The following is a 12,476-nucleotide window of genomic DNA, read 5'->3' as shown; positions in this document are numbered from 1 at the left end:
GACGTACCGACGGCGCCGCGCAGGACAGCCTGCGCGGCGCCGTCGATCGTGCGGTGACCGGGGAGCTCAGCTGGAGAAGTAGTACGTCTCCGGGTTGGTCGGCCCCGGCGGCTGGTAGCCGACGTCACCGGGCATCTCCTCCGGCACGTTTCCGACGTTGTTCTTCACCACGCCATAACCATCGGGCTCCGTGCAGATGCCGATGTAGAAGAACTCGTCCTTGGCGATCTCCAGGACCTGGCGGGCCAGCTCGATCGCGTCGTCGGCATCGTAGGTGGTCCGCATCTCATCGAACAGCGCGAGCTGCTCCTGGATGATCTCCGGTGGCTCCTCGCTGCTCTCCCCCCGATACCACTTGGCCCAGTCGTGGCCGTAACGGGACGAACCCCGCGGGTTGGAGGGCACGAAGTAGTGGTTCGAACCCTGCGTGGCGCGGATCTCGAAGCCGCCCCCGGTCCAGGTGGAGAGCTCGGCCTGGTTCGCCTCCACCCGCTCCCAGTACAAGGTCTCGGCCAACGGCGTGACATTGACCTCCACGCCGACCTCGGCCCAGTCTGCCTTGATCATCTCGAAGGCATCGAGGTGGTCGGGCATCGTGGCCGGGACGAGCACGGTCATGTTGATCCGTTCACCCTCGCTGAGCCGGAAACCGCTCTCGTCCGTCTCGGTGTAACCGGCCCGGTCCAGCGCCTCGTTCGCCTTCTCCACCGAGTACTCGGTGTACTGCGTGCCGAACTCCTCGTTGTAGGCGGGGTGACCTTCCACCGGGGCACACTGCCAGGGAATGGTCTGGCCGGCATAGATGGTGTCGATGATGCGCTGCCGGTTGATCGCATAGGACAGTCCGACGCGGAAGTCCTTGTTGGCGTAGATCTCCCGCTTCCGGTCATTCTCCAAGTTCTGGTTGAATCCGATCACCATCGCGTTCGGACCCTGCGGGGACGTACTGAACAGCCGGTAGTCGCCACTCTCCTGGTTCTCCGAGACCACCGGGAGGTTCCGGATGGTGTCGAAGTTGCGCATCTGCATGTCCAGCTCACCGTTGGTGATCTTCAACAGCTCGACCTCGACGTCCTGCAAGATCTCACAGCGGACCGAGTCGAAGTACGGCAGCTGGCTGCCGTCCGGATCCACCTTCCAGAAGTACGGGTTGCGCTCTGCCTCGACGTAGCTGCCATCGCCCAGTGCGGCAGTGAGCGTCCAGGCGTACAGCGTGGGCCGATCCACATCGGTGAACGCCTCGTTCTTGGACTCCCACAGCTGCACCCAGTCGTCCAGGTTGGCCTCGGACACCAGCTCGGCGACATTGTCGTTGTACTTGTCGTGGAACTGCTCGAAGTAGTGCTTGGGCAGCACCATCGTGGTCCCGGACGCGATCTCCTCGAGGAAGCCCGGCTTCGGATCGTCGAAGACGTAGCGGATGACGGTGCCGTCACTTTCGAACGTGGCCGGCTTCTCCGGGTCGTTCACGTTCGTCCAGAGGGTGTAGATGCCGCCCGGGTGCAGGTCGGGATAGACATTCACGTCCTCGAAGGCGAACCGGAAGTCCTCATCGGTGACCGGCTCACCGTCCGACCACTTCATCCCCTCGCGCAGGGTGAACTGGAACACCCGGCCCTCTTCGAGCTCCTCGTAGCTCTCGCAGAGGTTCGGGATGATCTCCTCGGTGCCTGGCTGATCGGTCCAGCCCGGGATCCACCGGATCAGCGGCTCGTAGCCGATGGCCTGCTCGAGCCAGGTCCGGTCCTCTTCGGTGACCATCGCCGACCGCCAGGTGCCGCCGTACTGGCCGATCTCGTTCAGCGGCTCCACCACCAGTGGTGTGCTCGGCAGTCGCTCCTCGACCGGTGGCAGGTCACCGGCTTCTACCTGGGCTGCCAGGGACGGCGCTTCTGCACCCTTGGGCCCGGCGGCGCCGCCGTTGTTCTGGCCTTGTGCGGGGTCGGTATCGAAGAACGAGCAGCCGGCCAACGAGGCGGTGGCTACCAGCCCTCCTCCGGTCAGCAGCAGCGACCGGCGGCTCACGGCGCTCGACCAGATCCGGCCTGGAGCACCCGCTTCTGGAGTGGGTGGAAACATCATCGTTCTCCTCTTCATTGTGGGGGCGGTATGCCAGTGGCAGATGGCTGGGTTCAGACGAGCTCGGCGGCCGGGCTCTCCACGCGGGCGATGACGGGCAGGACCTGCTCGTCCAAGTACCGGCACTGTTCCGGCGAGAGCTGGGTCAGGGGTGCGGCGCTGAACTCGCAGTCGATTCGCCCCTGCTTGGCCAGCAGGTACTTGTAGACCGTGGCACTCAGGCCGGGACCGGGCGTGGCGCCCGGGGGCGTCAACAGCTCGATCAGCTCCTCGCTCTGCTCCTGCAGCGCCAGGACGCGTGTCCAGTCGCCCTGTTGTGCGGCCTCGTACTGGCGTACCAGGTGCGCAGGGGTGAGGTTCCCGGTCGACGAGACCGAGCCGACCGCCCCGAGCAGATAGCCGAGATCGGCGACGCTCGAGCCGCCGGTCAGGCACGGCAGCGACACTCCCTCTGCGCGCAGACGGCGCTGCAGCTGGCGGAACCAGACCATGTTCGAGCTGCTGTCCTTGGCTCCGCAGAGCACGCCTTCGACGGTCAGCTCCACGATCGAGTCGATGCTCAGCGTGGCCGGGATGAACTGGGGCAGGTGGTAGGCGAGGACGGGAACGCCGATCGCGTGCGCGAGCTCGCGGAAGTGACGTTTGAGTTCCTCCTGTCCGAAGCTGACGAAGTACGGCGGCAGCACCGAGACGAAGGTAGCACCAGCGGCAAGCGCTTCCCGCGCATGGCGCACGGTGAGGCTCGTCGTGGTGTCGCCAACGTGGGCCACCACCGGCACACGGCCGGCTGCGGCCTTGACGCACTGGCGTACCACCTCGGCCCGGCCATCACCGTCCAGGGCATAGAACTCGCCGGTGGTGCCGTTTGCCCAGAGTCCGTGCACACCGGAGGACACCAGGTGGCTGACGTGCGACTGCAGCGAGGGCGAGTCCACCTCGCCCTCCGGGGTCATCGGCAGCACGACCGGGGGCAGCACACCGGACAGGTCGGCGGAAGCGGTCGTTTTGGAGGGGGTGAATGCCACTGGCATGTAGGCCATCCTTTGACCTCGACCGCCTGGTTGTCAAGCACACCGACGGATACAGGTTGATAACGACGCCGCCTGCGCCCGGAACGGGACTACCACTGGAAGTTGAATGGCATACCATGGATCCATGGTGGGGAGCAGACGCGAGCGCACCGGCTTCCGGTGCAGATGGGAGGACCTAGGTGGCAATGTCGACGGCTGGTACGCGGCTACAGGAACCGGTGAGTCAGACGACGCTGGAGAACCGTGCGCATGATGCGTTGGTGACCTGGCTGACCGAGGAGCACCCGCAACCGGGTCAGACGGTGCCGATCCGGGAGTTCTCCCGAAAGCTGGGGATGAGCCGCACGCCGGTACGCAGCGCCGTCGGCCGGTTGCACGAGCGCGGCCTCCTCTCCTATGACTCCATCGCCGGCTTCACGGTGGCCGTCCCCTCGCTCAGCTCTCTGTATGAGCTGTTCGAATTGCGCGTGATGATCGAGTCGCACAGCGTGCGCCGGTACACCGAGCAGGAGGGCCCCACCGCACCACCGCTCCTGGACGACCTGGTCACCGAGGCGACCGAGCTCGCCGGAGCGGCCCTGCAGGATCCTGCGCAGTACATCGCCTTCCGCGAGAACGACAGCAGGTTCCACCGCGCGCTGGTGGAGATGTCCGGTCTGCCTCGACTGGTGGCGCTGCATGACGACCTGCACCTGAGCATCCACGTCACCCGGGCCGGCCTGGAAGCTCCGATGAATCGGGAACGGCTGGATGCCGCGGTCGCCGAACACCGGGAGATCGTCGACGCACTCAACGCCGGCGATGGCCCCGCTGCCCGTGCGGCGCTCGAATCGCACATCCTGCGGGTCCGGGACCAGACGATCGTGTTCATGTCCCGTCCGCGACCCACCGTCGGCGGCTTCACCCGGTGACCGGGGCGCGTCCCCGCCCGGTGGTCAACCCTGAGATCGAGGCGAGTTTTGGACCGCAGTGGCGGACCCTGCCCGAGGCGGCGGTCGGCGTCGATGTCGACCAGCTGATCACGATCCGTACCGCGGCGGATGCCGCAGACCGTCGGCAGCGGTTGATCGAGGAGCTGTGGAAAGGGGCGGGCATCCCGACGTCCACCCCTCGCATCGAGGAGAACGTCGCCGTTCCCGAGCTGGAGCCACTGCCGAGCGCCGCAGTGGACCGGGCCACACTGTCGATGCCGAACGGACTGACGTCGACCAGCTACCTCGTCCACCCTCACGATCCGATACCCGGGCGGTTCGGCGTCTTTCTCGCCGGGCACGGCAATGCCCGCAAGCCGGTATACCACCTGCCCCAGCTCGCGGTGATGCGCACCTTCCTCGAGCGCGGCTACCGGGTCGCGGCCGTGGACATGCCGCTCCAGGGCTGGAACTCCACGCAGATGGACCCGCCTGCCGACGATGGCCCGCCGACACCGGATCCGGCGAGCCACGAGCGGTTTGCCCGGTACCAACGCGCGGACTTCTGCGCAGCTACCTACTATCTCGATCCGGTCCTGACGCTGATCAACTACGCGGCAGAGCTCCACGAGCTGACCGAGGTGGTGACCTTTGGCTTCTCCGGCGGCGCGTGGACCACTGTGCTGCACGCCGCTATCGACCCACGGGTCACGTTGAGCGTCCAGGTGGCCGGTACCTGGCCGTTCTACCTGCGCTCCCACCCTGCCGACCACCCGAACTTCGGCGATTGGGAGCAACGCCGGGAGAGCCTGCCGGCGTTGTACGACATCGCCGGCTACCTCGACCTCTACGTGTTGGGGGCGACCGGCAACGGACGGCGCCAACTGCAGATCCTCAACCGGTTCGACCCGTCCTGCTTTCCCGGGGTCGGGTATCGCAGCTATGCCCAGCCGGTCCGGGACCGGGCCACGCTCCTGGGCGGGGACTGGGAGGTGGTCGACGACGCCACGCACGGTGTGCACCAGGTCTCGCCCCACGCCGTCGCGCAGTTCGCGTACGAGTTGGACCAGCACTCGCTCGCTTCTGCTCGGCAGCGCTGAGCGGGTCGGTCCTGCGCTGGGCGGAGAGAGCACGGCAGCCGCCAACGAGGCGGCGCAGGGCCCCGTGGTGCCCCAGCTCGGCGAACTGGGGCACCGCGGGCGGGCGCTAGGTCAGCTGTTGATCCGCACCGAGGCGAAGCGGCCCACCGTGTAGTTCTCGACCGCGTTCGCCTCCTTGTTCGCATCGACGGCCAGTCCGATGTACATACGGTCGCTGCGCATCGGGATCCGTTCATAGCCGATCCGGGTCCACTGCAACGAGTCGGTGCCGAGGTGGCACTCGAACTCGGTCCCGCGCTTGATGATCCGGATCCAGTACTCCTTCACATCGAGCTCGGAGTCGTCATAGGGGTAGCCCCCCACGCTCGCCTGGTCGCCGTCGTAGCTGATTCTGGACACCCGGCCTTTGTAGCCGCTCGCTTCCCAGCACAGCCCGCCGGTGAAGTACGGCGAGTCGGCCTCCAGCGACTCCCGGATCATCAGTCCGGCGTACGCACCCTCGTAGGTCCGGTCGATCCCGTCGATCCGAGCAATGATCTCCACGACGTCGTTCTCCCTGGCGCGCACCCGTTGGTGCAGGAACTGGAAGTCGTCCTGCCGGCCGCGGATCTTGCCGGCCCCCTTGAGCACGATGTCGCCGCGCACGTCGTCGATGAAAGCCGAGCCGGGGATCGCCACGTCTCCGATGTCCGTCGAGGTCCAGGCGCCGAGATCGGAGGTCTGGTTGACGTGGATCGGTGTACCCGTCGAGTCCACCTTTGCCCCATGCTCGTCCCGGGCTCGGGCGATGAGGTAGTAGGTGCCATCCGTCGCGGCCGGCCAGGTGAACTCGAACGGCGCACTGGTGGCGCTGCCGACAAGCTCGTCGTTGACGAAGAAGTCCACGTTCTCGATCGCCGCTCCGTCCTGACCCTCGGCCTCAGCAGTGATAGTCACCTGCTGGATGTCGGCGGTCGAGGAGAACACCTGATGGGGCGCCGGCGAGGCGATCGCCACCGTAGGGCTGGCGCCGGTCCCGGTGATCGAGTTCAGGTACAGCTCCAGATTCGTGTACCCGGAACCGTCGTCGGCCAGCGCCGCGGCATCGGCCGGGTCCTGCGGGTCCAGTCCGTTCTCCGCCTCCCAGTCGTCCGGGATGCCGTCATGGTCGGAGTCGACCAGCGGCTCACCGCCATCGATCACCGGATACCCGCCCACCTCGGTCTGGGAGTTGATCAGCCGACCGGTGCCATGGCGGACATCGGCGAGCAGCCGTGCGTCCACCGAGTCGTACCGAGGAATGTTGCAGCCGACGTCGGCGAGGACGTCCTCGTAGGCCTCCTCGGCAGTCTGGTCCGGAACGGCGTTGACGAACTCCACCGGTTCGCTGAGCAGGCTGATCCCACCCGCCGGGAAGCCGATCCCCTTCTCGTTGTCGGCGGTCACCTCCTCGTCGCCCTCGATCAGATTCTCGGCCACATACCAGCTGCCGCCACGGTCCGCTGTGAGGATCTTCGAGGCGACCTCGGACAAGGTGGCCGGACCGGGCTTGTAATAGTTCCCGACCATGTTGATGCCCTCGGCCCACTCGCCGCCGTAGGCCGTGGTAAAGCCGTGGTTGTAGATGACGTTATAGCGCTGGTCGACCAGCTGCTTCATGTCCTCCACGAAGCTGTACCGCGGGTTACGTCCCCCCTGGTGGATGAGCAGGTTGTGGTGATAGGTCACGTTCTGGCCGCCCCAGAGGCCGCCGTAGCCGTGTCGGCCCTTCTCGTGCGCGGACATCGTGAGCCCCTCGGCCAAGATGCAGTACTGCACGGTGACGTCGTAGTTGCCGTACAGGGAGAAGCACTCGTCCACCCCCCAGGAGACCGAGCAGTGGTCGATCACGAGGTTCCGTCGGTCTTCCGCCTTGAAGGCGTCGACCGGCGCCTGCATGCTGTCACCGGCTCGCACCCGCAGGTAGCGGATGATGATGTTGTCGCCCTTGATCGAGAACTCGTTGTTGATCACCGAGATCCCGTCACCTGGGGCGGTCTGCCCGGCGACGGTGATGTTCGACCCGGTGACATCGAGCCCGGACTCGAGCTCGATCGTGCCGCCCACCCGGAAGACGACGATCCGATCGTCGCCGGATAACGCTTCCCGAAGCGATCCCTCTCCCGAGTCGGCCAGGGTGGTGACCTCGTAGACCTCACCTCCCCGCCCGCCGGTGGTGAGCTTGCCCGCTCCCTCCGCCCCGGGAAAGGCCGGCACAGTGTTGCCGACCACCGCAGCGGGCTGCGGTGGCGGATCGGCGTAACTGATCGGATCCGCCGACGGGGCGTCAGGGGCGGCGGATGCGCCGGAGCTGCTCAGCTGGTCGATCGCGACCAGTGCGGTTCCGGCCACGGCAGCGCCGGCGATCAGTCCTCGCCGACTCAGTCCGGATGTTTCTGGGGTGGTCATCATTGCTCCTCCAATACCGGTGGCATGCCATCGAACGTATGGCTGTGACGTAGCGACCGTCAACCCTCAGGCTATTTGGCTGTTCTTGCGGAATGCCAGCCAGATGCCGTTTAGTGCCCGTCAGGGCTGTTTTGGTGACATCGTGTGTTGCACAGCACCACGATCACCGGTTAGCATCGCCAAACCGCATGTTCACGACCATGTGGGTATATATGCAAAGGAGCCAGTGTGCTGCACACTCACGCGACGACCGATCCGCGCCGGATCTGGCCGCTCACACCGATCAGCCAGACGCTGAAGCGGTCGGTCAACGCCGCGCGTCGGCACGGTGAGGGGCCCCGGCGGTCGACCACGACCCGACCGGCGGCGGCCATCAGCCGCGCACAGCACACCACAGTCACCGCGCCTCAGGCCGCTGCGCACTAACGCTGGGAAGGGACGGTCCAATGGGCAAGTACATGATCCGGCGCGTGGGTCTGATGCTGATCACGCTGGCCGCCATCTCGTTCGTCACCTTCTGGATCATCCAGCTGCCACCAGGCGACTACGTATCCACCATCGTGGCGCAGGCGGAGTCTCGCGGTGAGGTCATCTCGCCCGAGCAGATGGCAGCGCTACGAGCCCGGTACGGCTTGGACGATCCGTTCCTGGTGCAGTACTGGAACTGGATCTCCAACATCATCTTCCACGGCGACTTCGGCCAGTCCTTCGCCTGGAACCGGCCGGTCTCGACGCTGATCTGGGATCGGGTCGCACTCTCCTTCTTCCTCTCGATCAGCACCCTGCTGTTCGTCTGGGCGGTCGCCTTCCCGGTCGGCATCTACTCCGCGGTGAAGCAGTACTCCATCGGTGACTACGTCGCCACCTTCTTCGGCTTCGTGGGCATGGCAATCCCGAGCTTCCTGATGGCGCTGTTCTTCCTCTGGTTGGGAGTCAGATATTTCGATCAGAGTGCCGGTGGACTCTTCTCACCGGAGTACGTCGATGCGGCCTGGAACCTCGGCAAGGTGCTCGACCTGCTCGCGCACCTGTGGCTACCGATCCTGATCATCGGTATCTCCGGAACCGCCGGGCTGATCCGCATTACCCGAGCCAATCTGCTGGACGAGCTCTACAAGCCGTACGTGATCACGGCACGAGCCAAGGGCCTGCCGGAGTGGAAGCTGCTGCTGAAGTACCCGGTGCGGATGTCACTGAGCCCGTTCTTCAGCACGATCGGGTGGCTGCTGCCCGGCCTGATCAGCGGCGAGACGATCATCTCGATCGTGCTCAGCCTGCCCACCACCGGACCCCTGCTGTTCGGAGGGACGCTCAGTCAAGACATGTACCTGGTCGGCAGCTTCATCCTGATCCTCAGTGCGCTCACTGTGATCGGGACGCTGATCAGCGACTTGGCACTCGCCTGGTGGGACCCCCGAATCCGACGCCGCTACCAAGAGAGCTGAACCATGACGGAAGAGACAGACCGTAGCCTCGACCGGGTCGGGAGCACCACCACCGACGATCTCGAGGTGAGCAGTTCGGCTGCTGAGGGCACCACGATGGCGCAGGACGGGATGGAGATCCCCACCCCCGCCCCCGGGGACGACGCAGCGGTCACCTCGAAGTCCCCCGCACCGAGCCGCACTGCGGCCGTGCAGGGTGGGACACAGTCGCAGTGGCGCCTGATCTACCGACGCTTCCGCCGGCACAAGGTCGCTTTCGTCTCCGTCTGGGTGGTGATAGCCATCTACTTCGTGGTGGCGTTCGCTGAGATCCTGGCGCCGACCACGGCCACGGCACAGCGCCCGGAGTACACCTACGCTCCGCCCCAGCAGCTGCACATCTACCACGAGACCGAGGGCTTCGGTCTCTACGTGAACGACTTCACCGTCACGCGGAACTCGGAGACCTTCGCGAACGAGTTTGAGATCGACGAGGACAGCTACATCCCCGTCGGGCTGTTCGTCAGTGGTACACCGTACGAGCTGTGGGGCCTGTTCCCGATGGACCTGCACCTCATCGGTCCCGAAGACCCGGACCAGCCGATGTTCCTCTGGGGAGCCGACCGGGCCGGGCGAGATTCGCTGAGCCGAATCATCTACGGCTCCCGGATCTCGCTGTCGATCGGTCTGGTCGGTGTCGGGGTGAGCCTGATCCTGGGCGTGGCCCTGGGCGGCATCTCCGGCTACTACGGCGGAAAGCCGGACACGCTGATCCAGCGGATCATCGAGTTCCTGATGTCGATCCCGACGATGCCGCTCTGGCTGGCGCTCTCGGCAGCTATTCCAGCCACCTGGGGGCCCCTGGGGAGATACTTCGCGATCACCGCCATCTTGTCGGTGATCGGCTGGACCGGCATGGCCAGAGAAGTGCGAGGGAAATTCCTCTCCTTACGAGAGGAGGACTTCATCACTGCCGCGCTGCTGGATGGCTGCAGCAGACCCCGGATCATCTTCCGGCACATGGTGCCGTCCTTCTCCAGCCACCTGATCGCATCACTCACCATGTCGGTGCCCGGAATGATCCTGGGCGAGACGGCACTGAGCTTCCTCGGACTCGGCCTCCAGTCACCCGCGGTGAGCTGGGGTGTGCTCCTCCAGGACGCACAGAACATCCGAACCATCGAGACCGCACCCTGGCTGATGCTCCCCGGCCTGGCGCTCTTTATCACTGTCCTGGCCATGAACTTCGTCGGAGATGGATTGCGTGATGCAGCAGACCCCTACAAGTGACCCGGTAGCCGAGCGGCGGCTGGATCCTGACGCACCACCGGTGCTTGAGCTCAGCGGCTTGCGGACCGAGTTCCAGCTCGAGGACGGCGTGGTCCAAGCCGTCGACGGCGTCAACCTCACCATCCATCGTGGCGAGACCCTCGCCGTAGTCGGCGAGTCCGGCTGCGGGAAGAGTGTGATGGCCCGCTCGATCCTGCAGCTGGTGGACCGGCCCGGGAAGATCGTCGGCGGCCAGGTGTGGGTGCCGCGCCCCCCGGCCGCCGAGGTGGAGGAGACCGCGCGCAGGTCCGCCTTCTTCCGCAGGAAGCGCCGGCGGACGATCAAGCCCGAGGTGGACGCCAGCGATGCCCCCGAGGGAATGGTCGGCATGATCGGCGCCGACCCGGCCGTGATCCGCGCGGTGCGGGGGAAGCGCATCGCGATGGTGTTCCAGGAACCGATGACGTCCCTGTCCACCGTGCACAAGGTGGGCGACCAGATCATCGAGGCGATCCAGCTGCATGACCCGGTGAGCGACGAGGTCGCCCGAGAGCGGGCGATCGACCTCCTCGACCGGGTCGGCATCGCCGCGCCGGAGACGCGGGTCGACTCCTATCCGTTCGAGCTCAGCGGTGGGATGCGGCAGCGGGTGATGATCGCGATGGCCCTCTCCTGCGACCCCGAGCTGCTCATCGCCGACGAACCGACCACAGCCCTCGACGTCACCACCCAGGCACAGATCCTGGAGCTGCTCGCCTCGCTTCGCGATGAACGCGGGATGGCGATCATGCTGATCACCCACGACCTCGGTGTGGCCGCACAGCTCGCCGACTCGGTGGCGGTGATGTACCTGGGCAACGTGGTCGAGCGCGGGGACCTCGCGGAGCTCTTCCGCAACCCTCGCCATCCCTACACCCAGGCACTGCTGCGCTCGATCCCGAAGCTGGGCCAGGGGAACCAGACCCGGCTGGCACCGGTGCGCGGGATGGTTCCGCACCCGTTCGCCCGGCCGAGCGGGTGTCCGTTCCACGACCGGTGCGACTTCTTCCAGCCCGGTCGGTGCGATACCGCACCACCACCGCTGATCCGCGACGAGCAGGGCCACGAAGTTCGCTGCGTGCTCTACGAGGAGACGAAATGAGCCAGGACACCCAGGAAGTGCGCGAGGATGCCGAGGCGGACACCTCCGACCTGCTGCTGGAGACCCGCAAGCTGAGCAAGTACTTCCCAATCAAGAAGGGCATGTGGGGACGCACCGTCGGTCACGTCAAGGCCGTCGACGGGGTCGACCTGCAGGTCAAGCAGGGCCAGACCGTGGGCCTGGTCGGTGAGTCCGGTTGCGGGAAGAGCACGCTGGGCCGATGCATCCTGCGCGCCTACGAACCCACCTCCGGAGAGATCCTCTACCGCAAAGCCGACGGCACTGTGGTGGACCTGGCTCCGCTGAGCGAGCGCCAGCTCAAGCCGTACCGGCCGGATATCCGGATGATCTTCCAGGATCCGTTCTCCTCCCTGAATCCGCGGATGACGCTCGCCGACATCGTCGGCGAGCCCCTGCGGGTGAACAACGTGGTGAAGGAGTCGGAGGTCGAGGACCGGGTGGCCGGGCTGCTCCGCCGGGTCGGGCTGCGCCCGGAGTACCTGCGCCGCTATCCGAACGCCTTCAGCGGTGGCGAACGGCAGCGCGTCGGGCTGGCCCGAGCGCTCGCCCTGGACCCTCGCCTGGTCGTCGCCGACGAGGCGGTCAGCGCCCTCGACGTCTCGGTCCGCGCCCAGATCCTCAACCTGATGAAGGACCTGCAGGACGATGAGGACTTGACCTACCTGTTCATCTCCCACGACCTGAGCATGGTGGAGTACATGGCCGATGAGGTCGTGGTGATGTACGTCGGCCATGTAGTCGAGACCGGTCCGACCGCCGAGCTGTATCGCCGCCCGCAGCACCCCTACACCGAGGCCTTGCTCTCGGCGGTACCGAACCCCGACCCGTCCTCGGCCCGCGGCCGGGACCGGATCGTGCTCCAGGGGGAGGTCGCGGACCCGAGCAACGTCCCGTCCGGCTGCCCGTTCCGCACCCGGTGCGCCTACGCGCAGGAGAAGTGCAGCACGGAGGTGCCGGAGCTCCGCGAGGTCGCACCAGGGCGCCGCGTGGCCTGCCACTTCAGCGAGCAGCTCGGCCTGCGCGGTATCGAGGACCTGGGCGCGGCATGAGGGCTGCCGCCGATCCTGACCTGA

General features: G+C 66.2%; 9 protein-coding genes. 6 read left to right on the top strand and 3 right to left on the bottom strand.

All coding sequences use genetic code 11. The features are described from left to right. Positions 1–66 precede the first annotated feature (66 nt). Together FU260_RS02545 and FU260_RS02540 are read right to left on the bottom strand one after the other, a co-directional pair. Positions 67–2,082 carry an ABC transporter substrate-binding protein gene (locus FU260_RS02545; protein ID WP_168211615.1) on the bottom strand — a complete coding sequence of 672 codons (2,016 nt, stop codon included), beginning with the start codon at positions 2,080–2,082 and terminating at the stop codon, positions 67–69. Between the two features lie 50 nt (positions 2,083–2,132). Continuing rightward, on the bottom strand, positions 2,133–3,110 hold the full coding sequence (locus tag FU260_RS02540) for a dihydrodipicolinate synthase family protein (RefSeq protein WP_168211614.1): 978 nt from the start codon (positions 3,108–3,110) through the stop codon (positions 2,133–2,135). A 218-nt stretch (positions 3,111–3,328) separates the two neighbouring features. Between FU260_RS02540 and FU260_RS02535 the strand changes: the two genes are divergently transcribed. Further along, positions 3,329–4,021: a GntR family transcriptional regulator gene (locus FU260_RS02535; protein ID WP_168211613.1), complete on the top strand. Its 693-nt coding sequence runs from the start codon at positions 3,329–3,331 to the stop codon at positions 4,019–4,021. Next, positions 4,018–5,121 (top strand): hypothetical protein, encoded by a 1,104-nt coding sequence (locus FU260_RS02530; RefSeq protein WP_147915638.1) that lies wholly within the window; start codon positions 4,018–4,020, stop codon positions 5,119–5,121. The genes FU260_RS02535 and FU260_RS02530 overlap by 4 nt, the downstream gene beginning before the upstream one ends. 111 nt (positions 5,122–5,232) lie before the next feature. Here the strand turns inward: FU260_RS02530 and FU260_RS02525 are convergent, their stop codons facing one another. Next, on the bottom strand, positions 5,233–7,548 hold the full coding sequence (locus FU260_RS02525) for an Ig-like domain-containing protein (RefSeq protein ID WP_147915637.1): 2,316 nt from the start codon (positions 7,546–7,548) through the stop codon (positions 5,233–5,235). 446 nt (positions 7,549–7,994) lie between these two features. Here FU260_RS02525 and FU260_RS02520 point away from each other — a divergent pair, with 446 nt between their 5' ends. The 4 genes from FU260_RS02520 to FU260_RS02505 are packed head-to-tail and all read left to right on the top strand — an operon-like array spanning position 7,995 to position 12,452. Then, positions 7,995–8,993 carry an ABC transporter permease gene (locus FU260_RS02520; protein ID WP_147915636.1) on the top strand — a complete coding sequence of 333 codons (999 nt, stop codon included), beginning with the start codon at positions 7,995–7,997 and terminating at the stop codon, positions 8,991–8,993. A gap of 3 nt (positions 8,994–8,996) precedes the next feature. After that, positions 8,997–10,262 (top strand): ABC transporter permease, encoded by a 1,266-nt coding sequence (locus FU260_RS02515; RefSeq protein ID WP_210418183.1) that lies wholly within the window; start codon positions 8,997–8,999, stop codon positions 10,260–10,262. After that, positions 10,240–11,382, top strand: a complete 1,143-nt coding sequence (locus FU260_RS02510) for an ABC transporter ATP-binding protein (RefSeq protein WP_147915635.1) — start codon at positions 10,240–10,242, stop codon at positions 11,380–11,382. The genes FU260_RS02515 and FU260_RS02510 overlap by 23 nt, the downstream gene beginning before the upstream one ends. Beyond that, positions 11,379–12,452 carry an ABC transporter ATP-binding protein gene (locus FU260_RS02505; RefSeq protein ID WP_147915634.1) on the top strand — a complete coding sequence of 358 codons (1,074 nt, stop codon included), beginning with the start codon at positions 11,379–11,381 and terminating at the stop codon, positions 12,450–12,452. The genes FU260_RS02510 and FU260_RS02505 overlap by 4 nt, the downstream gene beginning before the upstream one ends. The last annotated feature ends 24 nt before the right edge of the window (positions 12,453–12,476 follow it).

The sequence above is a fragment of the Ruania zhangjianzhongii genome (assembly GCF_008000995.1).
GTDB classification, from domain to species: domain Bacteria; phylum Actinomycetota; class Actinomycetes; order Actinomycetales; family Beutenbergiaceae; genus Ruania; species Ruania zhangjianzhongii.
This window is presented reverse-complemented; position numbering and strand designations above follow the sequence as displayed.

Excerpts from the sequence above, each read along its gene's own strand:
- FU260_RS02545 (WP_168211615.1), bottom strand. The coding sequence starts at position 2,082 with ATGATGTTTCCACCCACTCCAGAAGCGGGTGCTCCAGGCCGGATCTGG.
- FU260_RS02540 (WP_168211614.1), bottom strand. The coding sequence starts at position 3,110 with ATGCCAGTGGCATTCACCCCCTCCAAAACGACCGCTTCCGCCGACCTG.
- FU260_RS02525 (WP_147915637.1), bottom strand. The coding sequence starts at position 7,548 with ATGACCACCCCAGAAACATCCGGACTGAGTCGGCGAGGACTGATCGCC.
- FU260_RS02520 (WP_147915636.1), top strand. The coding sequence starts at position 7,995 with ATGGGCAAGTACATGATCCGGCGCGTGGGTCTGATGCTGATCACGCTG.
- FU260_RS02515 (WP_210418183.1), top strand. The coding sequence starts at position 8,997 with ATGACGGAAGAGACAGACCGTAGCCTCGACCGGGTCGGGAGCACCACC.
- FU260_RS02510 (WP_147915635.1), top strand. The coding sequence starts at position 10,240 with ATGCAGCAGACCCCTACAAGTGACCCGGTAGCCGAGCGGCGGCTGGAT.
- FU260_RS02505 (WP_147915634.1), top strand. The coding sequence starts at position 11,379 with ATGAGCCAGGACACCCAGGAAGTGCGCGAGGATGCCGAGGCGGACACC.